The organism is Zarconia sp., from assembly GCF_057467645.1.
The window spans coordinates 1-22,537 of the sequence record NZ_JBRJXU010000020.1; the positions used below are offsets into that span (position 1 = coordinate 1).

Sequence of the window (22,537 nt, forward strand, 5' to 3'; positions counted from 1 at the left end):
AGATTTTAGATTTTAGGGAATGGGGAATGGGGAATGGGGAATGGGGGAAAGAGACATTTGTAGGGTGGGCAGTTTTTCTCGCGGAGGTTGCACTTTCTCGCGAGCGATCGAACGGCCCACCGACCCCGACTCGATTCGATAGCAGTCCCCTACTGACTCGGGAACAGGGAACGATCGATTGTCTCCCTTGTCTCCCGAAGCTCACCGAAGCTCACCGAAGCTCACCGAAGCTCACCGAAGCCGGTATCTTAACAGTCAACTCACGTTAAAATCCGTAGCCCACACTAAAGTAAAACCCGTTATCCTGGACATTTTCCTGTCGATCTGCTCCATCAATTTCAATCAGAGGAATCCCGTAATCCAGGCGGATGCGGAAACCCGGTTCCGGTTCCCACAGCAACCCCAATCCCGCTCCCACTAAAAATCGTCGGTCTGGCAGAGAACTCGGGTTGCTCGATACGTTCCACACCCCCCCAGCATCGACAAATGGAACCAGTTGAAAGACGGGCAAACCGGCCGCATCTCGGGCGAGAGTGATGCGATCTTCGACGGAAAATCGAAATCCATTGTCTCCCGATCGAACGTTTTGTCGGTATCCTCGCAGGGATAACCCCCCACCAATCACGAACTGCTGCGCCGGCAACAACGGATCGGGGGTTAGTTGCAAATCGAGTTGGGTAATGAGCAAATTATCGTCGCTGAGGCGCTGTACCCGTTGCGCCTGACCCAACCAGCTGATAAATTGCCCGTCTGGAATATCCCCGGAGTTCTGGGTGGCATCGAACAGACTCGTCCCCACTCGAAAGAGGGATCGAAATGCCCAAGCCCCCTGTATATCCCGACGGATATAGTCTTGACCGAACTGAAACACGCTGGTGCGACTCACCCCATCCTCATCTGGACCCACACCAAAGGGAGTTGGCGAGCCAAAAGCAAATGTCTGACCGTCTTGAAACGTAAATCCCCAACTCAGGGCAAATTCTTCTCGCGGCGATCGCACCAACGGCTGGCGAAAACTCAGTTCGTACAGTTCTCGTTCTCCCCGAATATCGGCAACTCTAAATGCTTCTTGAATCGCTCGGTTGCGGTTGGGGGCTGCTCTGAGGGTTAAAGTGCCTTCCATGGGATTGAGGGGAATGCGGTAGGCAAAATCAAACACATCCGTTCCCCCGGCAGTGGTTCGGTTATAGCTGGCACTGAATTCATCCCCCAAACCGGTGATGTTGCGAAAGCGACCGCTGACCACCATACGCTCGGAACCGACACTTGGGGGAGAGTAGTTATCGATACTCACGGAACCGCCAAATCGAGAGGCTTCCGTCACCCGGACGATGAGGATGCTCTCGCCGAGGTCTTCTCCCGCCCGCAGACTGGCTTCCACGCTCTCGAACAGGGGATTGGCCCGCAGCAATCGCAATTGGTCTTCGAGTTGGGCGGTATTCAGGGGGGTTTTGGCTCCCAGTTCGATGCGACTGGTAATGTAAGATTCGTTGAGATGCTCGGTTCCTTCCACCTCAATATCCGAGAGTCTCCCTTCAATCACGCGAATTTCGACCACCCCGTCGATAATATCTTGATCGGCTAAAATGGCGCGGGAGGTGATGAAATCTCGATCGAGGTACATTTGCGTAATCCCATCGGCGACACCTCGCAGATCTTCGACGGTGACTTCCGTTCCCTCCAACGGGGCTGTCAGGGGTTCTAGGTCTTCTGAGGTTAAGATGCTACTGCCGGTGACCTCAATTTTTTGGACGATAAAGCTGGGACGGGTTTCCGTTGCGGGTGTTTCTTCGCTCGCATCTTCTTGAGGGATGGCTTGTGGGGTTTCTTCTACCGTCGGAGGAGGAGCTGGCGGTGTCTCTTCGACGGAGTTCTCCTGCGCGATCGATTCTTCCAGGAGAGAAGCGTCGTGGTTGATAAAAGGAATGGATGAGTCGGGTACGGGTTGGGCTTCTCGTGGTGAATCTTCGCTCAGGAGGAACTCCCCCGATCTCCCAGAGAGAGTTTGGGGCAATTTTGGAGATAAGAGGGGTTTAGCTGAGGATCGAACTGTCGAGACGCATTGAGACTCGGGTTCCGAGCAACTTGAGAGCCTATGGGGAAGCGTCTGTGTCGTCGCTTTTGCAGAAGCCAGACTCATGGTAGAGACGGGTTCCAAGCGCGCTTGAGCTACCGCCGCTTTAGGAACTAAGCTCGCCCCCAACAGTAATAGCTCGAACACAACCAAAGACCGCGTTCGGGCAACATTTGAATGCTTCTCCATGGACTCTTATACTCTCTTGGCGTTCAACTCAATCCACCCTATGAAATTAGCCTAAATGGGAGTTAATTGGGGGTCAATTATTGAGAAAATGGCAAAGTATTATCCTGTGTTCGGTCATTTTGGGACTAAATCGGTATAGATTAGGTGCCTAAAAGGTATCGATTTCCGACACAAAAATCTTGTCGATCGTCACCTAGCAACCGCTAGAGGGATGAGAATCTTCCCAGAAGAAGTACTGCCTAAACTTACAGGTTTTCGCCTCAGTTATTACCCTTCACGAGCTGTCACGATCGAGAAAACAGGCTTTTTCTTCCATACTCTATTCCTAAAGCTCGGAATCGCTGACGATTTGTCAAGCCCCACATTGACTGCACTCAAGCCGCCTGGGGTGACGCTCGACCGATACTCCACCGGTCACATCCACGCACTCCAAACCTTTCCCCACACCCCATTCCCGATTCCCCATTCCCCATTCCCCCAAAACCTAAATATCGCTCCCGAGTTATGCTAACCTAGTGAAGTTGTCTAATCTCGCACATTCAGGAAATCGGGTGTTTCTCAAAGGAGAAATGCGCCTGAATGGAGGATTAACCCGAACTTAGGAGCGCAAAATTCATATGGCAGTTGTTTCATTGGCTCAGTTGCTGGAGTCAGGGGTTCACTTCGGTCACCAAACCCGTCGCTGGAATCCCCGGATGGATCGATACATCTTCACTGAGCGAAATGGAGTTCATATCATTGACTTGGTGCAAACCGCCCAGTTGATGGAAGAGGCTTACGAATATATCCGGACGGCCGCAGAAGCGGGCAAAAAAGTCCTATTTGTGGGAACTAAGCGTCAAGCTGCCGGAATCGTTGCCCAAGAAGCATCCCGCTGCGGTGCGTATTTCGTCAACCAACGCTGGTTGGGGGGAATGCTCACCAACTGGACGACGATTAAAATGCGCGTCGATCGTCTGAAAGAATTGGAGGCGATGGAAGAGTCGGGCGCGCTGGATTTGCGACCGAAAAAGGAAGGGTCCATGCTGCGTCGGGAACTGGGGAAACTGCAAAAGTACCTCGGTGGCATTAAATCGATGCGCAAAATTCCTGACATTGCCGTCGTGGTGGATCAGCGCCGCGAGTACAATGCGGTGCAAGAATGTCAAAAGCTCAATATCCCGATCGTGGCATTGCTCGATACCAACTGCGATCCGGATGTGGTGGATGTTCCCATTCCGGCCAACGATGATGCCATTCGTTCGATTAAGCTAATACTAGGGAAATTGGCTGATGCGATCTACGAGGGTCGCCACGGTGAGTTAGAAACGCTCTCTGAGGAAGACTACGCAGATTACGCAGCTGAAGACTACGAAGATGAAGTAGAAGAGCTAGAAACCAACCCAGTGGACTCGGACGACATCGTCGAGAGCGACGAGTCCGGCGATGGTGGCGGCAGCGAAGAGGAGTAAAACAAAGGAATCGAAGCAAGATGGCACAAATATCTGCAAAACAGGTCAAAGAACTGCGCGATCAAACCGGCGCAGGCATGATGGATTGCAAAAAAGCCCTGGCGGAAAGTAACGGAGATCTCGAGAAGGCAACGGAATGGTTGCGCAAAAAAGGGATTGCCTCCGCCGGTAAGAAAGAAGGTCGCGTAGCTGCAGAAGGTCTGGTGGGGAGTTACATCCACACCGGCGGTCGGGTCGGCATTTTAGTTGAAGTGAACTGCGAAACGGACTTTGTGGCCCGAGAGGAACAGTTCCAGAGCTTGGTGCGCAATATTGCCATGCAGGTGGCAGCATGTCCGAACGTGGAGTACGTCAGCGTAGATGACATTCCCGAAGAGATGGTGACCAAAGAGAAAGCCATCGAAATGGGTCGGGAAGACCTGGCGAACAAGCCGGAAAATATTCGCGAAAAAATCGTCCAGGGTCGGATCGAGAAGCGATTGAAGGAAGTTGCTTTGCTCGATCAGCCCTACATTCGCGACCAAAACATCACCGTCGAAGAGTTGGTGAAACAAACCAGTGGCAAACTGGGAGAAAAAATCAAGGTTCGTCGCTTTGTCCGGTTTATTCTCGGAGAAGGTATCGAAAAGAAAGAAGCGAACTTTGCTGAAGAAGTCGCCGCTCAAACTGGTGGTTGATGGATTAGCAACCGAATAAAAAGGCGATCGATTCAGAAAGAGAATGTGGTTCGATTTCTGGGTCGATCGTCTGAAGAACTTAATGTCAGAAACATAAATTTGAGTTCGATCGCGGTAGTCACTCTCACGGAGACGATCGAATTTCATCGGATCGTACGCTATTATTGTCCGGACAGTCAGAGCACGCACAAGTATCCTTCCCACTCGATGCTCCCGATGCTCGCCAATGATCGTCCATCGGCTTCCTGGCTATAGCGATACAGCGTCTTTCTGGACCTGACCCCCAGCTCCGGTCACCCGTGTCATAATACTCCTGGCTATCGCTATATGTCCTCTATCACCCATATCGTCACAGATGAGCGGATCGCTTGAACGGCTTGATCGAGATGTTGCAGCTCTAGAGGAGGCGATCTCGACGATTGCCTCGGAATTTAGTCGCGCCTATACGAATTATCTGGGTGCTTTGGGGCAGGCAACGCGCAAACAGTTAGTCTTAGCTTGTTTCCATCTGTGTACTCAGGGATATCCCGAGTCTTTTTTAAAACTGACCTTTCCCCAGCGAGAAAAACTGCAAGATGAAATTCGCCAGCTGGCGATTTCCGCTCAGCAGCAGTTGGAAGACATGCTGTCGCCCGATGGATTGACGATTCGCAATCGGCAACCGACTCCTGAAGCTGGAGGGACTGCCGAAGAGGATGCGCAAGAAGAACCGACGGTATCGGAATTGAATCCGCAGGACATGGAAGCCGAAACCAACTCTTCTGGCGATCTACCCGGTGAGGCTTCTGAGACAGTGCACTCCGAGTCTCAAACCCTTGCCCCCGGACAGATCGTGAATTGGCAAAAACAGGTTGAAGCCGCGATCGGGCAAATTTTGCAAACCCTCTCGAACCAAGCCAATCGCCTCTTACAAACTTCGGGGGTATTACCGAATCAACTGCCGGCTCCGGTTCCCGAAGCTGCGAAAGCTGAAGCCGTGGATTCGGTGGGCAGTCCTCCCAACTTACTAAATTTAGCGATCGAAACCGAAAATCCACAGATTCGAGGGGGAAAGCCGAAAATTACGGAAATTGTTGCGATCTATTTACGCCTAGCTGAAATTGAATTCGGAGAAGCGAATGTCAGTGCGTGGCGCACGCAGATCCGACAGCTTTCACACCGTTTAAATGCCCTCGGACAGCAATACTATCAAAAACGCCAAGAGCAAATTGTGGCACAGGCAGAATCGGCTTGGCGCTCCAGTTGGTTTGAAGACTGAAGTGTTTTAGATTAGAATATACCAGTAATAGCATCGAAAGTTAGTGCTCTCGAGCGTCTCGTAACAAATGCAGTTCTTTGAGCGAGGCGAAAAAGCTCAAGCGAGTGTAACCTTTGCCATCAGAATGCGAAGGAAAAATATTTTAGCTCTAGCCAATTCGCACAAAGTCGAGACTCGAAGTTGTGCTGTGTTGTTCAGTTGGCAATCAGGGACTAGCAACGAGTTGAATGCGTCCTCGATCCATCTCTTCCATCAAGAGTTCTAAGGCTTCGTAGTCCACATCGGAAATATACCCCAACCGAGTTAGCTCGTTGTTGATTTCATTCTCAATATCGGGGGTTAAACGCTTGATATATAAAGCTTTTTCTACAAGGTGACGGATGGCTACAGTTGCTTTCATCGGACATCAGAAGAATACTGTCACCACTATCCTCTGATGAATTTCAGGTTCTTTTTGCGATCGCAATCCCTATACCTAGGTGATCTACATCACTGCTCAGATTTCACTTTGCCGCATCCTGTTCTCAAAGTGGAGAGGAGCGAGCTTGGAGAAACGGCGATTTGGGAATACCTGCGTTGTGAGTGATGCTTCGTACTCGATCTTTAAAAATTTCTTACTAGATATTAACTTTTGTTAATTCACGGAACTCCTCCTGATTGTAGACCATTATAAACGCAAGATTCATAAGTTGCGGTATGACCGGACACATTTTTCCAAATTCCTTTCTGAAAACTTTACAGAAGGGTCAAAAACCGCAAAGATTCGGCAAACTGACACAAAAACCGCACCTAAGAGAAATTTTATCGTTTATGTTTGTACCATCGTTTTTCGCAGACCGAATTACTTAACAAGTAAGCAAAAGGAACTGAGACTATGCAGATTAATCCTCAAGCCAGCAATACCACCGTGATGAAGCTACAGGGTCATCTCAATGCCGATAACGCCCACGAACTGAAAAATCAACTGACCACTGTCGTTTCCGACACAGAAGCTCCGATGGTACTCGTTGATATGGAAGAAGTCGAATCCCTCGATAGCGCCGGTCTAATGGCATTTGTCTCGGCTATGAGTTTTTCTAAGAGCGTCGGTCGTAGATTCAGCCTTCGCTCCGTGTCTCCTTCCGTAAGAATTATTTTTGAATTGAGCCAGCTCGATAGTGTATTAGACATTGAAGATCGTGGGGCAAATCTGGGAACGGCTCTTGCGTAAGGGCGGAGCGATCGTACAGTAAGCGTCAAATCTCGAACCACCTTTTCTTCACTGGTTGTTTCGTTTCTCTCTATTGTTTTAATCTTCTATATCTACTCTCTATGCTATAGCGCACGGCATCATCTCGCTTGATGCCGTGCATTTATTTTGATGGGATTTCTCGATTTCGTGTTTCGTGTATTGACCGCCTCAACGCCATCGAGACTGAAATTGAGAAGTTCCCGGCTCGACTGCCCTGCAATCTCAGTTTGCCCTCGCACATCGATCGATAAAGTGCCAGTTGGAACTCTCAAAGCTACACGAGATCGAGGATCGATCAATCAAAGTAGAATAATGTCACCACTCGACGCTGTTCTTCTGCATCTCGACAAGTTTGCAGCAAAGTATGACTATCGTGAAAGGCAAAGCAAATGAGTTGCTGGCAGCGAGACACGATTTCGAGATTGCACAAAGCACTGGCTTCGGCCAAAGATAAATTGTCGTTTTCGTGATTCTCCACCAAGTGCATCACTTTGTCTAAAGCCGTGCGAGACTCTTGAGGTTGGCGATCGAGACTTTGTGGCAGAATCACCGTTAACAAATTCGGATCGGCTCGCATCGCACCGCGAATGGCTGCCAGATTCGTTCCTGTTGCCCCGGAAGTAATTAAGCGATTCCCCCCCAAAACCAGGGCATAGCTCATCACCTCGATCAGATTTTGATGGGTGATGGGGACGTGGCGAGACCCGAGTAGGGCGATCCGCTTCGAGCCAGACTGCTGGATCGTCGCCAGTTCCTGTAGAAATACATCAACTTTATCGGGGGTTTCTATGGATTGACTCAAAGACGGTATACACGAGAAACGAACAACCCCGTAATTCTATCAGACTGTACGCACGAATTCTCCTTTTTTATTTCAATACCACCACGATTTTAGGGTTTGATTTTTGTTACTTTGCTCGAATTGGAGAGAGGCTCTTTTTCAATCTGTAATGATTCATCAGGAGGTGAGGATTGAGTCGGTTCCTCCGGCGGCAGTTGAGGCAGACCTTCCGAGCGAGTATCTGGTTCAGATGGAGCTTGAGGCGGGCGTTTTTCCCGTAGAGTTGGAGTCGGCGATGCGGGGGGAATTTTCTCTTGAGGCACTTCAGGTTCGGGAACTTCGGGTTCGACGACTTCGGGTTCGACGACTTCGGGTTCGACGACTTCAGGTTCGACGACTTCGGGTTCGACGACTTCGGGTTCGACGACTTCAGGTTCGACGACTTCAGGTTCGAGGGGTTCGGGGGCGGGAGTTTGTGGGGGTATGGGTTTATCCTCGATCGTCTCTTCGGTTAGTTCCGGTGTAGCGGTTTCCGGTGAAGTCTCGATCTCGTCGTCTAACTTCACATCTAACTCCAGGGGAATCGTGACTTGATGAGTATTCGGTGTATTTAGGTCTAACTTTTGTTCGATCGCCCATGCCAACGCCCGATCGAGAACGATAACATCTAAGAACTCATCTCCCGTCGATGCCACTAGTTGCGGTTCCATACCTCCTTCAGGGGTGACGACAATCTCGATGGTGGCAGCTTCGGGTACTTCCTCCGGGGAGATCGACAGATCGGCGGCTGGATAAAAAATGGGATCGAGAGTCAGGATTTGAATTTCTGCATCCGTTGCGTCATCAGCTTCGAGTGCTTGTAATGGTAAATCTTCAAAATTCGTTAGGGGCTGTTTGGCAGAACCGGCTTCGTTCAACGTCGGGCTATTTTCATCAAACACCACGACGACGGGATAAACTGCTTCGCTACCGGTACGGGGAAAGACAATACCTTGAATGCCTGCCTGAAGTACCATTTCGAGATGCTGAGCTTGGGAACCGTCGGGAAATCTCAAGTCCAACTGATTCCCTTGCTCGTCTACCACCACTTCTAGGAGATATTGACCTTCGAATTTTTGAAAATACCTCCCTGGCAAACGAATTCCCTGGATAATGCGGACTTCACCATCAACAAATTCTCGCGCATTGGCAAGAATGAGCTCGTTCTCATTGACGATTTCTTCTCCATTGGCGATGTCATCGTTCTCCTCATCGGGGATTGGGTTTGGCTTGCCTGTAACCTGAGGTTGAAGATTTGTGCGATCGGATTTCGAGTCATCAGCGTTGGGATCGGTACCTTGCCCCAAGCTACGTCTGAGCGCGTTTGAAGCCTGTAAGTCGATTAAATACTGTAACTCTTCCCAAGATAAGCCTTGAGAACCATTGTCGCCAAAATCGTAGTCCGAGCTGGAGTTGTCTGAAGATGCTGAATCTCCCGAATATCCCGACGAACCAAAACCAAAGAACGAACCCGTTCCGTAGGTGGGTTCTGAAGCTCCCAAAGGTGGCGGCGGTCCGGGGGGTAATCCCAGACCGGAATTCCCCGAATTCCCCGACGAAGAAGGCGGCAGTCCGGATAGGGACGGTAGCGTACCGGCAGATAACGCATTTGAGTTGGCTGAGGGTAGCCGACCGACGGGTAACGTGCTGACCACGGGCAAACGACTGATTTCTTCCGGGGTTAACTCCACCAAGTTGGTTTCCACCACCCGGGTCGCGAGTGGCGAATCTCCCAATCCATTGGGGGACACCAAGGCAAAACCCACTCCCACGACTCCGTGGAGACCGAGAGAAGCGGCGATCGCCATATAAGTGGGCTGACGCAGCGTTCCTGCCAGATTCTTGGAAACGAGGGGCAAGCGGAGAATGGAGGCGATTTTATTGGGGCGACGATCGGAAGACATAGCAGTGACCAATAATCTGTGAGAGTCGGCGTCGATAGTTATGTATGGATACTTTAAAAAAGAATATTGATAGTCTAACAAGGTTCCGGGAGGGAATCGGAGGATATCCGTATCCCTCACGCTTGCTGCTTTGAGAGAAGGGTAATTGCCAAGATTCAGATGACTCAGTTTGGGATGAGGCGATTTTGGTTGACACTCCCCCACTTAAAATTAGGGTCGATTCTCCCCGGGATTGTTTGACCCCACCTTTTTAAGTCCAGCAATGTCGCGAACGAGCGAACTATATCCTCCTTTCCCCTTCTCCCTTTGTCTTTTCCCCCGCGTTATTAACGCTTCGGTGCAACTTTGAGCAAAGTCATATGGTGAGCGAGTCGAAAAATCCCCCTTAACCCTTCCCCCTTCGCCTTTGACCTCGAGCGATTGGGTTTTGGATAAGTTGCACGTGGCGTTACGAACAACGGTATTCTGACACGAAAAAACCCGGTACTGTGGGAGAACCGGGTCGGGTCGATCGTCAACGGACGATCGCCTAGTCGAGATAACCCATCAGAGCATCAGGATCGTCGATGTCGTTCGAAGCGACGGGTCGATTTCCCATTGAGGTGTAAACTTCGCTAATGGCTAAATTTCCAGCAGAGATCGGACGCAGTCCCGAAGAGTCGATGGTACCGCGCACCTGCAAGCTACTGGCAAAAATCGGACGCTCTCCACCCACAGCACCAAAGGTTTCGGCAATGGCGAGCTTGCTGACGGTCACGGGACGATTTTGAGGTAAGTCGCTATCGGGACGCATCTCAACACTAAGAGATTTGCTCGCATCGGATGGGTCGGGTACGGCGAGTGCGGTGACTTGCTTGTCGTTAGAGTTGGCCGCCTCAGTCTCGCTGGTTGCTTTTACAGCATTACTTTCAGTGCTGCTCGTGCTAGTCGTTGTCGTGGTTTTGCTTTCGTCGAGAGTATTGCTTGGACTCATATCCCTTTTTCCTCTTTTCCTCAAATGAATTGATGGTGTAGCAGGCGCTCCGATCGGAAGGCTCGCAGCAAACTCGATGGCAGCGGAGTGCCGAGCGTGCTTCCTCGAACGGTTGGATGCCGGACTGCGGTAACCGAGCGGAACGGACGGCAGACTCGATCGAGGCTGGGTTGTTATGTTCGTTCCTGAGTAATTTTATTATTCTTTAAGGATTCTTGTAAAGTATTTTCTATTTTAAGCTATAAAAATATACAATCTTTTAAATTAACCTCATAAATTCGAGTTCGGAACAACAATTTTTCCGGTAAAATTTAAGTCTAATATTATTATCGTACGAAAAATAGATCGAAATTTCGATCTCACTCATCAATTGGCAATTTTTATGAAACCCTTTCATCTTCAAGCTCCGTTTCAACCCACGGGCGATCAACCCCAAGCGATCGCCCAACTCGTGACGAGTCTAAAAGCCAAAAATTCACACCAAACTTTACTAGGGGCAACGGGAACTGGGAAAACGTTTTCCATTGCTAGCGTTATCGAAAAAATTGGTAAGCCCACGCTCATTCTCGCCCACAATAAAACCCTAGCCGCTCAACTTTGTAATGAGTTCAGACAGTTTTTTCCCGAAAATGCCGTTGAATACTTTATTAGTTACTACGACTACTACCAACCCGAAGCCTACATTCCCGTTACCGATACCTATATCGAAAAAAGTTCGTCGATTAACGATGAAATTGATATGCTGCGTCACTCAGCGACCCGATCGCTTTTCGAGCGGCGGGATGTCATTGTCGTGGCTTCTATTAGCTGCATTTACGGTTTAGGAATGCCCGTCGAATATCTCAAGGCTTCGATTCCACTTAAAGTAGGTATAGAAATCGACGTGCGCCAATTTTTAAGAGAGCTGGTCGTCATTCAATATACTCGCAACGATTTAGACATTGGTCGCAGTAAATTTAGAGTCAAAGGAGATGCGATCGAAATCGGACCGGCTTACGAAGATCGAATCATTCGGATCGAGTTATTTGGCGATGAAATCGATGCCATTCGCTACATCGATCCCGTGACTGGAAAGAGTCTGCGAAGTGTCGAGGCTTTAAATATTTATCCCGCCCGACATTTCGTCACTCCTCAAGAAAGATTAGAAGCCGCTTGCCATGCCATTGAAGAAGAACGAAAACAACAAGTTTTGCAACTCGAACGAAAAGGAAAACTCATCGAAGCCCAACGGATCGATCGCCGCAGCCGTTACGATTTAGAAATGTTACGAGAAGTGGGGTACTGTAATGGCGTCGAGAACTATTCCCGCCACTTAGCCGGACGTCAAGCTGGGGAACCCCCGGAATGTTTGGTGGATTATTTTCCAGAAGATTGGTTGTTGGTGGTGGACGAATCCCACGTAAGCGTGCCGCAAATTCGGGGAATGTACAATGGCGATCGCGCTCGCAAACAAGTTTTAATCGACCACGGGTTTCGCCTCCCCAGTGCTGCTGATAATCGACCGTTAAAAGCCGAAGAATTTTGGTCGAAAGTCGAGCAATGTATCTTCGTCTCCGCCACACCGGGAGATTGGGAAATCGAGAAATCCGAAGGTCGAATTATCGAGCAAATTATCCGACCGACTGGGGTGATCGATCCGGAAGTGTTCGTGCGTCCCACAGAGGGTCAAGTGGACGATCTACTTGGGGAAATTCAACAACGCAGCGATCGCAAAGAACGGGTTTTGATCACCACCCTCACCAAGCGGATGGCCGAAGATCTCACCGAGTATTTTCAAGATCGGGGGGTGCGAGTGCGCTACCTCCATTCGGGGATTACCTCCATCGAACGGATCGAAATTCTGCAAGCATTGCGTCAGGGAGAATTTGACGTTCTGATCGGGGTGAACTTGCTCCGAGAAGGGTTGGATTTGCCCGAAGTTTCCCTGGTTGCCATATTAGATGCCGACAAAGAGGGATTTTTGCGCGCCGAACGATCGCTCATTCAAACCATTGGTCGTGCCGCGCGCCACGTACGGGGTCAGGCAATACTCTACGCCGATCGCTTAACCGATAGTATGGCAAAAGCGATCGAAGAAACCGAGCGTCGCCGCCAAGTGCAATTGGCTCACAACCAAAAACACGGCATTACGCCAAAACCGATCGTCAAACAAGCAGATAACTCGATTCTGGCGTTTCTCGATATTTCCCGGCGTTTGAATGCCAAAGAAATCGACATCGCTTGCGACAATGTCGATGAGTTATCCCTCGATCGAATTCCCGAATTGGTGCGCCAGTTGGAAACGCAAATGAAAGAAGCAGCAGCCAAACTCGAATTTGAGGAGGCGGCCAAGTTACGCGATCGCATTCAGCAGCTGCGAGAGAAATTGCTCGGTCGTTAAACAATGTTTCAGTTTTCCTCCAGATATCTGTAAGACATTAGACTTCTGGAGGAAAAGAGGAAAGGGATAAAAAATGCATGAATTCGGGGGGTAGGGAATGTGGGATTCTATAAAATTCGTAGAAACTTGAGAATCCCCCCCGTCATTTCTAGTCCGATGGAATGGGACTCCAAACGAAAGCGGTATAAAATCGCGTTTGAAGTCAGGGGTTGCAGTGCTGGGAGTTGCCAGAGATGCTCGATGCGATTGAGTTCGAAGAACACAATTTGATGAATATATTGATACCCTCGCAAATCCAATTGTTTCAAATCGAGGAGAAACGAGCGACAATAGCGGATCTCAAGACGGCGTGCGGGGGAGGGGGGTGCAATAACAGCAATCGGTGCGTCTAAAGTATCGCTGGCGAGTCGATCGTAATTGGCTAAAAATTGGATGGCTTCTTCGTAGGTGAAAATATCTCCTGGGTTGAGAGTTCGTTGCGCTTTGCGAATTGCACCGAGCAAGTCGAGATCGCGAGAGATTTCCTCGATACGAGCGTGAAAGCATTCTAAATCGGCATCGGAATATCCCTTGACTTGTTCGGACAAGTTAGCCGTCAGGCAATCGATGGGTCTGTCAATCGAGCTAGTCCCTGCTGGGGGATGGTGTTGCGCTCCCATAGTAGATTTGCCAATAGATTTCCCAGTCTCAGTCGTTGGGTCGAGAGATGCCATTTGGTGGGAGATTCTCTAACCTTTGCTCTGAATGACTATAGAATAGCGGATCTTCGTTCGGGCCTTCAATTGAAGCGGTTTCTGAGAGCCAATTCCGTATTGTATAATGAGTAGATATTCAGATCGTCTGAGGGATTTCAGCTCGATCGACCTTCCCTAAAATTAACGTCACATTGAGACGTAATTTTAAGTTTAAGCGGGCGTAATTCAGTGGTAGAATGTCAGCTTCCCAAGCTGAACGTCGTCGGTTCGAGTCCGATCGTCCGCTTTTCGATTTTCCAAACAAGGCGAAATCCGATCGAAAACCCAAAGCGGAAACGAAGAGCTAGCAAATCTGGATTCGGAGGATTTGACGATCGCAGGGCATCGTCGTAAACGTTGACTGTTATGGATTCAATTCAACTGACCGGGCTGCGGTGCTACGGTTATACGGGATACTTATCAGAAGAGCAGGTATTAGGTCAGTGGTTTGAAGTGGATTTGATTTTGTGGCGGGAGTTGGCGACAGCAGGACGGAGCGATCGCCTTGAAGATACCCTAGATTACCGCAATGTCATTTCAACAGTCAGACAAGTCGTCGAAACATCCAAATTTCTGACCATCGAGCGTCTCGCCCAAGAAATTGCCGATCGGATTTTGGCCGGTGATGGGGTGGGGAAGGTGCAAATTCGGCTTTCCAAACTTGCTGCACCCATTCCCAACTTTGGGGGCTGTATTACCGTTGAAATCTTACGTTCCTCAGAAGATGCGCTCAATGGATCGCCCCACTAAAACTTTCCTGGAAAGTTCTGATTCTCCAGCTTCTCAGACAGAGACCCGCTTCAAAGCTTTCACCTGAACGCACCCGCCTTCAAAGGCCGCCCACCAATCACCGGAACCGCTTCCCTGGTAAAAATTGGTGAGGGTAACGCTCTTACCGCTATAGGGCAGAGTCACAGTATCGCCAGCGTTAAATTCGCCACACTGGGTAATGGGAACCACTTTTTTCGGTCGGGGGAGACCCGAACCTCTCGACCCTTTCGACGGACCGCCCTTTCTGATGCCCGGCGTCAGTGAAGTTGGGCTTTTGGAAGTTGAGAATGCTTCACTCGCGGGTGGTGGTGGGGCAGGTCGCGTGGGTCGTGCCGGTTTCGGAGATTCCGAAACACTTACAGTTGCTTCGGTCTTGGGTTGAACTTCAGGCTTCTCCTCAATTGTTTCTTCTGGGGTGGCCACTTCGCTTTCTGCAGCAATCGGCTTTTCCTCTGGAGTCGCCACTTCCTCTTCTGGGGTGGCCACTTCGCTTTCTGAAGCAATCGGCTTTTCCTCTGGGGTCGCCACTTCCTCTTCTGGGACCGGTGTTTCTTGTGTCTCCTGAGTCTCTTGAGACAGTCGCTTGCTAGAGATAGACACGACTTCTGCGAGGGGGCTAGAAGGTATTTGAAGCTCCTGTTCCGCTTTTTTAGCTTTGGACTGCTTTGATTTTCTCTTGGGCTTACTCATGTCGTCTGGTATCTTCTCCTGCTTTGGTTATATTGTACCCAAGCAAGTTAGAGCATTCCGGAAATTGATGACGTCAAATCGATGTTGGGTGTTGCCTCCAGTGGCGATCGAATTTAGCCAAGCCGTTGATTGAAGGTGATTTAGTGGTGAGGTTTTGTTTTTGACGGAATTTGACGACGATCGGGTTTTAGGATCTCGGCGAACGGAAACTGGGGGATAGAGCAGGTAGCACTGGCGCGGATCGGCGATCGGTAGTCAGCAAAAACCTTGCTGTGTCTATTTTCTGGGTTGTTTATTTGTCTTAAGCGCTATGGGCTTTGCTATCTAACGTCCGCTCGGGATAAAAAGTATCGGGTGAGGGTGGGGTGTAGGGTGTAGGGTGTAGGGGGTAGAGTGTCCGGTGATAACGAGTGGTTGCGGTCGATGAGAGCCGGCGGGGTTCGAGATTCTTCGACTCATGACTCGAATCCACATCAGCTCGCCCGACTTTCAAGTATCCTTAACCCGAATTGACGTTATCTACACAAAAATAACGCTCGAACAAGCAGTCTGAATTGAAAACTCGCCACCAAGGCTGGCGGCGAGTTCTAGGGGCAAAATTGGGTTGCTAACTGCACTCATTGACTGCATTCATTTAACGATTGCATTCGTGAGTGTTAATTGAGTACGATCGCGCTCCCGTTTTGAGGAGTTTTGAGAATCCCCCCAACAATCAGTTGCCCCATTAGGCTAGATCGAGATAACCCATTTCTTCGAGGGTTTTGAGCACCTTGGCGACACTCTCTTCTTCCTCTTCGAGATCCGTACGGCACTCTAAAGTGGGATTGGTTGGCGGTTCGTAGGGATCGCTAACCCCAGTAAATTGGGGAATCTCTCCCGAACGGGCTTTTTTGTAGAGTCCTTTCACATCTCGATCTTCGCAGACGTTGAGGGGTGCGTTCACAAAGACTTCAACAAAATCGCCAATCTTTTCTTTGAGTTCCTCGCGGATCGCGCGGTAAGGAGAAATCGCAGAAACCAAGACAATCACGCCGTTGCGGGTGAGTAGATGCGCAACAAATCCGATGCGGCGGACGTTGATATCTCGGTCTTCTTTACTAAATCCCAACCCTTTGGTGAGATTTTCACGAACAATGTCACCGTCGAGAATTTCTAACTTGCATCCTTGCGATGTCAGCTTTTCGGCTACAGCTTTGGTAATGGTGGTCTTGCCGGCGCCACTGAGGCCGGTAAACCAAACCGTCACACCACGGTGTTTCATTAAGGCTCTCCAATATTTGTTGAATTTAGTAATTGCAGTTTATTGTAACCTAAGTTTTTCAGAGGAGCATCGACTTCTAGAAGGCTTTAAATTACGTGTATTTATCTTTATCAATTCTCGATCGAAGAGAAAATATCCGAGATTTTACCGATCTAAAACCATTAAAATTACGTCACTATTCCTCTTGGAACAAACTCAATCCGCAATATTACTGAATTATTGGGGAAGAGCGATCATAACCCATAAAACTTGGTAATCAGTAAGGGAGCCAGAATGGTCATAATCGCACTCAGGGGGACGCCCACTTTGGTAAAGTCCAAAAATTTATAGCCTCCAGCCCCGTAGACCATCGTGTTTGTTTGATAGCCGATGGGAGTGAGGTAGCTATTGGAGGCCGCTAAAGTCACGGCAAACATGAATGCATAGGGATTGAGGTTTAAGGTTTCTGCAACTTTAACGGCAACGGGAATCATCAAGACAACGGAAGCGTTATTCGAGAGAATTTCTGTCAGGACAATCGTGGCGATAAAAAAGCACAATAAAATCCAGTATCCCGACATTCCACCACCAATTGCAACCAGTCCATCCGCCAACCATTGAGTCGTTCCCGAGCGGTCCATTGCAATCCCCATGGGAATTAAGCCGGCTAGCAGAAAAATAATATCCCAACGTACAGATTCGTAAATTTCACCCGGTTTCAAACACCCAGTTATCACCATTAAAACCACACCCGCTAAAGCGCTGACTAAAATCGGCAGTAAACCCAACGCAGAGGAAAAAACAACAGCCAAAGCAATGGCAATTGACACTTTCGCTTTATCTTGCCGTAAGTTTTCTACATCTCGCTGTTCGATGACGAGTAGATCGCGACTCGTTTGCAATCCTAACAGGCTTTGTTTGGGGGCTTGAACCAGAAGTAGATCGCCAAACTTGAGGGGAACTCTTCCCATGCGATCTCGTACGAGATCTTGACCGCGACGAATCGCTAAAACCGTGGCGTTGTATCGCTGGCGAAATCTTAAATCCTTGAGCGTCGAACCGATTAAATTTGAGTTCGATAAAATCAGAACTTCTGCTACACCTTCTTCGGAGAAAACTTCAGTTTCAAATAATAAATTTTCCCCAAATTCAACATCGGGCAGAATATCAATTCCCCGCTCTTCCCGAATATTTAGTAAATCTTGACGCCCTCCCCGAACGAGTAAAATATCTCCCACCTCTAGCTTTTTATCGGCAATGGGTTGCGGGAAATGAGTATCGTTACGAATAATTTCGAGAACATCCAAATCGAATTTACGCTGAATTTCACTAGAGCGAAGGGTTTGACCGACGAGGCTCGATCTCGGTTTGACGACCACTTCACTCACATAATCTTTGATACCGTAATCGACCGACAGTTGGTCTCCATTTAATTGTCGGCGATCGGGTAACAAGCGCGGTGCAAAAATTGCTAGGTAGGCGATGCCAATTACAAATAGGATAATGCCTACCTTGGTAAATTCAAACAAAGAAAACTCTTGATAGCCTAACTCTTTAGAAATACCGCTGGCTAGAATATTAGTAGAAGTTCCCAGGAGGGTCATCATTCCCCCGAGAATTGTTACGTAGGATAAAGGTATCAGCAATTTAGATGCCGAAATCCCTCGTTTTTTACACCATTCTTCTACAATCGGCAAAAATACAGCAACGACAGCGGTATTATTAATAAAGGCGGTAATCGGTCCCAACAAAATTCCCATTAAAAAAATTTGCTGGGAAGGTTTTTGTCCGCCCCACTTGAGCATAAAATCTCGCATCACTTGCATCGCTCCAGTCCTAGCAATTCCACCACTGAGAATAAACATTGCCATCACGGTAATCGTGGCAGAATTTCCAAATCCAGAAATGCCTTCTTCGGGTGTGACCAACCCAAAAATCATTAAAATTACCGCCACAATAATCGCGGTTATATCCGTGGGAAACCACTCTGTAATAAAACAAATGAGTGCGCCAACGACAACGCTGAGAGTGAGAACGATGGAGTACATAAGGCAAACAATATTGAAAAAAATATTGGAGACTGAATAGCTCGCAAATATCGACTCGATTTTCGCATTTTAATATGCGTCTTTGATGACTCTAACAAACGAAGACCAAATTGTTCAGTCTCGAATTTTATCTTGTCGATTGACGAGTGCGATCGGACTGGATAAATTTCCCAATAGACATTTATTTATAGCTAGGCTTAGCTTGTCTGTATTTTCAATATCTGTCATCCGAGATTGCACTGAAATTACAATAATTTTTTCAAAAAATTATGTAGGTTGAAAGTCCAATCGGGCACGATGGCACAACCGAACAATGGTCCAACTCATCTTATGGACTTACTTACGGCTCTTGACTCGAGACCGAATCCTAGTAAAGGTTGCGGTATCGGCTTCTTTACATTTGCCATACTGAAAATAGAGAATTATTAGCATCGACTAACCTATGCACCGCCTGAGCGATCGAGCCTTTGCTATTTTAAGCGTTCACCTCGATAAATCAGCCCGCAACGACCCCACGCGGCAAGTCGAGCGAGATCTTGTCAAGAAGCGATTGCGCAAACTCCTCACTCAATCGGGCGATCGGCTCACGGAGTCGGAATTGCGACAATACATCTGCGATATTGTCCCTGATTTTAGCGATCGAGTCCTCAAGGAAGCGGCAAAGGCCAACCGACCCCCCGGATTGCTGGGCAAACTCAAATGGGCAACGCTGTTTGGCATCGGAAGTGCGGGTTTTTTGCTATTCGTCAACTTGCCCTACCCGATGATTCGCCGTCCGGTGGCCAACACCGCCCCGATTCTGCTGCTGCCGAGTTTCATGAAGATGGACTACCATTACCGGCAGGCGATCGCTCGCGTAGAACAAGCAGACCAACTCATCAATCGATCGACGAGTCAGGCAGATTTCGAGTTGGGGGCCCAGAAGGTTCGGGAGGCTCAAACTCATCTGGATGCTTTACCCGTTTGGTTTTTGGGCTACGAACCCACAGCTTACTGTTCCCTGATGGGGTGTTCGTGGCGGTTTACCTTCGATGAGTTTAAAGCTGCGCGGGCGAATGTGGGACGGATGGAAGCCCAACTCTTTCAGGAACAAAACGCTCGATCGCAATTTGAAGAGACGGTGAGTGCGCTTAATGAAGCCAAGGAACAGTACGAACTCGCCCAAACCCAAGGGGAAAAATCTGCTGCGATCGCCGCTTGGCAAATGTCGCTCGATCGCTTTAAGCACATTCCCACACAAACCCTCGCCGGTCGGACGGCACAAACGCAGCTCGTGGCGGCAGAACGGGATTTTCAGCCAGTCGCTACCATGGCTGCGGGCATTCAACAAAACAGTACCACCATCGAAGCGGCGAAAATTTTTGCCCTCCAAGCCGCCCGAGAATCCCAAAACCCACCCCACCCGACCCAGAAGTGGGAACAAATTGCCAGTTTGTGGCAAACGGCGATCGATCGACTCTCCGAGGTTGAAGCGGACGATCCCGGTTATCTGGAAGCTCAGACCAAACTAGCCGAATATCAAGTGAACTTAGATATTGCCCAACGTCGTGCCTCCCAAGAGAAAACCTCTGTGGCAGCACTCGAGCAGGCAAAAGAACAAGTCTCTCGTTGGCAAAGCTTAGCCGCAAGCAATCCTCAAAATCCCCAACTGGTGAGTTCCTTGCAAGATATCGTCAACGAACTCGATAAAGTGCAAGCCTCAACGACGGTTTATGAGGAAGCAGAGGAACTCAAAACCTTTGCCCGCAGCAAACTGGCATCTTTTTCGAGGTAATACAACCTCAGTTCGGGATAAGACAGTTACCGGCGAGGGTGGGGTGTGGGGTGACCGGGTGTGGTGAATAGAAAAGCATCATCACCCCATGTCCGCTGTTCGGGCGATAAACTACACCTAGGAGTGTTTCGGGAAAAAACAATGGTGCGATTCAAACCCTGGCAGTGGATTGTTTTAGCTTTACCCATTGCTGCGATCGTCGTGTTTGTTATCGTGGCTGCGGGGTTGCAGATTCGCGCGTGGGGCATCAGTTGGATTTGGGGAATCTTCGTTCTGCTGCTGCTGGGTTGGCGGTGGCTGCTGGTGCGGTGGACGAAGCCAATCGCAGCGCAGGTGGAAGCGGCGATCGCCCAAGTGAACGAAGAACTTGAAGCCACAGCCATCGAAACCACTGCAACGGAAGACGATACCACCGAGCAAATCGAAGACCAACTTCAAGATATTCTCAAAGCCGCTGCTGACGACGCCCCGATCTGGGAAGATTGGCAAACGTTTTGGACGCGATGCCAGGAAGTGGTGGCAGTCATCGCCCATCTCTACCATCCCGAAGTCAAATACCCTCTGCTCAATATCTACATCCCCCAAGCCTACGGATTGATGCGGGGAACGGTGGATGACATGGATCGGTGGATGCAGAAACTCTCCCCAGCGTTGGGTCAAGTTTCCGTGGGACAGGCTTACGAAGCCTACCAAATCTACCGCAAACTCGAACCCTCCGCCCGCAAACTGTGGAAAATCTGGAATTGGGCCGGGTGGATACTCAATCCAGCCGCTGCCGCTGCCAGGACGGCAAGTAAGGGATCGGTCGATCGCGCCAATCAAGAATTACTGGTCAACTTCAGCCAACTGCTGCGAGAAGTCGCCTTGAGAAACCTAGCGCAACAAGCCGCAGCTCTCTACGGAGGCACGACGCTACCGGCAGATTTTGCCCTTCCCCAGCCTGAACTCCCGGAAGCAAAAACCCAAACCCTGCAAGAGATTCTCGATCGCGCCGAACCAGCTGAAACGGTGGAGAAAAAGCCCGTCAATATTCTCTTGGTAGGACGCACCGGGGCTGGGAAAAGCAGCCTGATTAACACCCTGTTTAACGCCGATCGCGCAGAAGTCGACGTTTTGCCCAGTACCGATCGCATTCAAAACTATCGCTGGCGCACTTCCTCGGGAGAAACTCTCAACCTGCAGGATACCCCCGGTTACGAACAAGCCAAACGGACCGATTTGCGCGAATGGGTTCTCGATGCTGCCGTTAATACCGACTTGGTACTTCTGGTGACCCCTGCCCTCGATCCGGCATTGCAAATGGATGTGGACTTCCTCGAAGAACTCAAAGCCGAACGGGAGGATTTACCCACTTTTGCCATTGTCACCCAAGTCGATCGCTTGCGTCCGGTTCGGGAGTGGAACCCTCCTTACGACTGGATGGAAGGCGATCGACCCAAGGAAAAGGCGATTCGGGAAGCCACCGAATATCGCGGCGAACGGTTGGCAGCATTCTGCGATCGTGTTTTACCAATTGTTACCGGCGATCGCCAAACCGATCGGACTTCCTGGAATGCCGACACCCTTTCTCTGGCATTGGTGGAAACCATCGATCCGGCAAAACAAGTGCGTCTGGCCCGATTTCTGCGCGATCGTCAAAGTCAAGTGGTGGCGGCGGCAAAAATTATCGATCGCTACACGGCGCAAATGACCACCACCCAAGGTTTGACGAATCTCCTCAAAAGTCCCATCCTCGGTTTTCTCTCCACCCTCTCCACCGGATCGCCGGCCCTGGCGAAGATACTGGCGGCAAAAATCCCGGTAGAACAACTCCCCTTGGTTATTGGCAAGTTGCAGATGGCCTACGATTTATTCTGCTTGTTGAGTCCGGAGGATGCCAGTCCGGCGAACTTCGATTTGCTCGTTATCTGGCCGCTGCTGCTGGAGAATCCCGGTTCTCCCGATCGTAATGCCTGGGCGTTCGGACACGCTTTGGTGGAGTATTGGACCCAGGACTTGAGCGTTGTGAAGCTCAAAGAACGGTTTGAGTTTTATCTTGAAGAAATGGAGTGAGAATTGGCTCGCACACAGATGTATAGCGCAACCCCTCCGCTTTGCTTCCCCCTGCAGTTGATTTACACGATTGAAGACATAGATTTTTTCGATTCACGCGGTGTGCAACTTTAGGCGATCGAAAGGATGGTGAGCGAGTCGAAACATCCCCCTTTTCCCCTTCCCCCTTCCCCTTTCCCCCCGTGTTGTCAGGTTTTGGCTCGTACAAGTTGCACATGGCGTTATTCCCTATTCCCTATTCCCTATTCCCTATTCCCCATTCCCCGTTCCC

18 protein-coding genes and 1 tRNA gene are annotated in these 22,537 nt (G+C 49.5%); 10 read left to right on the forward strand and 9 right to left on the reverse strand.

Going from position 1 to position 22,537, the window contains the following annotated elements; genetic code table 11:
- A partial coding sequence (locus AC2215_RS03285; RefSeq protein ID WP_486808526.1) for a hypothetical protein occupies nucleotides 1-269 on the forward strand: 269 nt, incomplete at its 5' end.
- Here the strand turns inward: AC2215_RS03285 and AC2215_RS03290 are convergent.
- Nucleotides 266-2,263: a ShlB/FhaC/HecB family hemolysin secretion/activation protein gene (locus AC2215_RS03290; RefSeq protein WP_486808527.1), complete on the reverse strand. Its 1,998-nt coding sequence runs from the start codon at nucleotides 2,261-2,263 to the stop codon at nucleotides 266-268. The genes AC2215_RS03285 and AC2215_RS03290 overlap by 4 nt on opposite strands.
- A 617-nt stretch (nucleotides 2,264-2,880) precedes the next feature.
- Here AC2215_RS03290 and rpsB point away from each other — a divergent pair.
- The 3 genes from rpsB to AC2215_RS03305 all read left to right on the forward strand — a co-directional run bounded on the left by rpsB (nucleotide 2,881) and on the right by AC2215_RS03305 (nucleotide 5,649).
- Nucleotides 2,881-3,714 (forward strand): 30S ribosomal protein S2, encoded by an 834-nt coding sequence (gene rpsB / locus AC2215_RS03295; RefSeq protein ID WP_486808528.1) that lies wholly within the window; start codon nucleotides 2,881-2,883, stop codon nucleotides 3,712-3,714.
- A gap of 20 nt (nucleotides 3,715-3,734) precedes the next feature.
- Complete coding sequence (gene tsf, locus AC2215_RS03300; RefSeq protein WP_486808529.1) at nucleotides 3,735-4,391, forward strand: translation elongation factor Ts; 657 nt, start codon at nucleotides 3,735-3,737, stop codon at nucleotides 4,389-4,391.
- Nucleotides 4,392-4,746: 355 nt separating this feature from the next.
- The gene (locus AC2215_RS03305; protein WP_486808530.1) at nucleotides 4,747-5,649 is read left to right on the forward strand and encodes a hypothetical protein; all 903 of its coding nucleotides are present in this window, start codon (nucleotides 4,747-4,749) and stop codon (nucleotides 5,647-5,649) included.
- Between the two features lie 205 nt (nucleotides 5,650-5,854).
- On the opposite strand, the gene AC2215_RS03310 is transcribed toward AC2215_RS03305, so the two are convergent.
- Entirely contained in the window at nucleotides 5,855-6,049 is a 195-nt protein-coding gene (locus AC2215_RS03310; protein ID WP_486808531.1) for a hypothetical protein, read from the reverse strand.
- A gap of 474 nt (nucleotides 6,050-6,523) precedes the next feature.
- Between AC2215_RS03310 and AC2215_RS03315 the strand changes: the two genes are divergently transcribed.
- Nucleotides 6,524-6,859 (forward strand): STAS domain-containing protein, encoded by a 336-nt coding sequence (locus AC2215_RS03315; RefSeq protein WP_486808532.1) that lies wholly within the window; start codon nucleotides 6,524-6,526, stop codon nucleotides 6,857-6,859.
- Between the two features lie 316 nt (nucleotides 6,860-7,175).
- On the opposite strand, the gene AC2215_RS03320 is transcribed toward AC2215_RS03315, so the two are convergent.
- The 3 genes from AC2215_RS03320 to AC2215_RS03330 all read right to left on the reverse strand — a co-directional run bounded on the left by AC2215_RS03320 (nucleotide 7,176) and on the right by AC2215_RS03330 (nucleotide 10,577).
- On the reverse strand, nucleotides 7,176-7,682 hold the full coding sequence (locus AC2215_RS03320; RefSeq protein ID WP_486808533.1) for a DNA recombination-mediator protein A: 507 nt from the start codon (nucleotides 7,680-7,682) through the stop codon (nucleotides 7,176-7,178).
- Nucleotides 7,683-7,771: 89 nt separating this feature from the next.
- Nucleotides 7,772-9,604: a hypothetical protein gene (locus AC2215_RS03325; RefSeq protein WP_486808534.1), complete on the reverse strand. Its 1,833-nt coding sequence runs from the start codon at nucleotides 9,602-9,604 to the stop codon at nucleotides 7,772-7,774.
- Nucleotides 9,605-10,133: 529 nt separating this feature from the next.
- The gene (locus AC2215_RS03330; protein WP_486808535.1) at nucleotides 10,134-10,577 is read right to left on the reverse strand and encodes a hypothetical protein; all 444 of its coding nucleotides are present in this window, start codon (nucleotides 10,575-10,577) and stop codon (nucleotides 10,134-10,136) included.
- A gap of 382 nt (nucleotides 10,578-10,959) precedes the next feature.
- Between AC2215_RS03330 and uvrB the strand changes: the two genes are divergently transcribed.
- Entirely contained in the window at nucleotides 10,960-12,957 is a 1,998-nt protein-coding gene (uvrB, locus tag AC2215_RS03335; RefSeq protein WP_486808536.1) for an excinuclease ABC subunit UvrB, read from the forward strand.
- Nucleotides 12,958-13,064: 107 nt separating this feature from the next.
- On the opposite strand, the gene AC2215_RS03340 is transcribed toward uvrB, so the two are convergent.
- Nucleotides 13,065-13,616 (reverse strand): hypothetical protein, encoded by a 552-nt coding sequence (locus AC2215_RS03340; protein ID WP_486808537.1) that lies wholly within the window; start codon nucleotides 13,614-13,616, stop codon nucleotides 13,065-13,067.
- Between the two features lie 250 nt (nucleotides 13,617-13,866).
- Here AC2215_RS03340 and AC2215_RS03345 point away from each other — a divergent pair.
- Nucleotides 13,867-13,938: transfer RNA gene (locus AC2215_RS03345), tRNA-Gly, on the forward strand.
- Nucleotides 13,939-14,057: 119 nt separating this feature from the next.
- On the forward strand, nucleotides 14,058-14,441 hold the full coding sequence (gene folB, locus AC2215_RS03350; protein WP_486808538.1) for a dihydroneopterin aldolase: 384 nt from the start codon (nucleotides 14,058-14,060) through the stop codon (nucleotides 14,439-14,441).
- A gap of 33 nt (nucleotides 14,442-14,474) precedes the next feature.
- Here the strand turns inward: folB and AC2215_RS03355 are convergent, their stop codons facing one another.
- The 3 genes from AC2215_RS03355 to AC2215_RS03365 form a co-directional block, all read right to left on the reverse strand.
- Nucleotides 14,475-15,062 (reverse strand): hypothetical protein, encoded by a 588-nt coding sequence (locus AC2215_RS03355; protein WP_486808539.1) that lies wholly within the window; start codon nucleotides 15,060-15,062, stop codon nucleotides 14,475-14,477.
- 814 nt (nucleotides 15,063-15,876) lie between these two features.
- Nucleotides 15,877-16,413, reverse strand: a complete 537-nt coding sequence (gene cysC, locus AC2215_RS03360) for an adenylyl-sulfate kinase (protein ID WP_486808540.1) — start codon at nucleotides 16,411-16,413, stop codon at nucleotides 15,877-15,879.
- A gap of 233 nt (nucleotides 16,414-16,646) precedes the next feature.
- On the reverse strand, nucleotides 16,647-18,440 hold the full coding sequence (locus AC2215_RS03365; RefSeq protein ID WP_486808541.1) for an SLC13 family permease: 1,794 nt from the start codon (nucleotides 18,438-18,440) through the stop codon (nucleotides 16,647-16,649).
- 442 nt (nucleotides 18,441-18,882) lie between these two features.
- On the opposite strand from AC2215_RS03365, the gene AC2215_RS03370 reads away from it, so the two are divergent.
- Nucleotides 18,883-20,214: a hypothetical protein gene (locus tag AC2215_RS03370; protein ID WP_486808542.1), complete on the forward strand. Its 1,332-nt coding sequence runs from the start codon at nucleotides 18,883-18,885 to the stop codon at nucleotides 20,212-20,214.
- Nucleotides 20,215-20,355: 141 nt separating this feature from the next.
- Nucleotides 20,356-22,266 carry a GTPase family protein gene (locus AC2215_RS03375; protein ID WP_486808543.1) on the forward strand — a complete coding sequence of 637 codons (1,911 nt, stop codon included), beginning with the start codon at nucleotides 20,356-20,358 and terminating at the stop codon, nucleotides 22,264-22,266.
- Nucleotides 22,267-22,537 lie beyond the last annotated feature (271 nt).

What these genes read in the sequence shown, in the direction of transcription:
- AC2215_RS03305 (WP_486808530.1), top strand. Translation starts at nt 4,747, where the DNA reads ATGAGCGGATCGCTTGAACGGCTTGATCGAGATGTTGCAGCTCTAGAG.
- folB (WP_486808538.1), top strand. Translation starts at nt 14,058, where the DNA reads ATGGATTCAATTCAACTGACCGGGCTGCGGTGCTACGGTTATACGGGA.
- AC2215_RS03375 (WP_486808543.1), top strand. Translation starts at nt 20,356, where the DNA reads ATGGTGCGATTCAAACCCTGGCAGTGGATTGTTTTAGCTTTACCCATT.
- rpsB (WP_486808528.1), top strand. Translation starts at nt 2,881, where the DNA reads ATGGCAGTTGTTTCATTGGCTCAGTTGCTGGAGTCAGGGGTTCACTTC.
- AC2215_RS03325 (WP_486808534.1), bottom strand. Translation starts at nt 9,604, where the DNA reads ATGTCTTCCGATCGTCGCCCCAATAAAATCGCCTCCATTCTCCGCTTG.
- AC2215_RS03340 (WP_486808537.1), bottom strand. Translation starts at nt 13,616, where the DNA reads ATGGGAGCGCAACACCATCCCCCAGCAGGGACTAGCTCGATTGACAGA.
- uvrB (WP_486808536.1), top strand. Translation starts at nt 10,960, where the DNA reads ATGAAACCCTTTCATCTTCAAGCTCCGTTTCAACCCACGGGCGATCAA.
- AC2215_RS03315 (WP_486808532.1), top strand. Translation starts at nt 6,524, where the DNA reads ATGCAGATTAATCCTCAAGCCAGCAATACCACCGTGATGAAGCTACAG.
- AC2215_RS03365 (WP_486808541.1), bottom strand. Translation starts at nt 18,440, where the DNA reads ATGTACTCCATCGTTCTCACTCTCAGCGTTGTCGTTGGCGCACTCATT.
- AC2215_RS03310 (WP_486808531.1), bottom strand. Translation starts at nt 6,049, where the DNA reads ATGAAAGCAACTGTAGCCATCCGTCACCTTGTAGAAAAAGCTTTATAT.
- AC2215_RS03330 (WP_486808535.1), bottom strand. Translation starts at nt 10,577, where the DNA reads ATGAGTCCAAGCAATACTCTCGACGAAAGCAAAACCACGACAACGACT.
- AC2215_RS03290 (WP_486808527.1), bottom strand. Translation starts at nt 2,263, where the DNA reads ATGGAGAAGCATTCAAATGTTGCCCGAACGCGGTCTTTGGTTGTGTTC.
- AC2215_RS03370 (WP_486808542.1), top strand. Translation starts at nt 18,883, where the DNA reads ATGCACCGCCTGAGCGATCGAGCCTTTGCTATTTTAAGCGTTCACCTC.
- tsf (WP_486808529.1), top strand. Translation starts at nt 3,735, where the DNA reads ATGGCACAAATATCTGCAAAACAGGTCAAAGAACTGCGCGATCAAACC.
- cysC (WP_486808540.1), bottom strand. Translation starts at nt 16,413, where the DNA reads ATGAAACACCGTGGTGTGACGGTTTGGTTTACCGGCCTCAGTGGCGCC.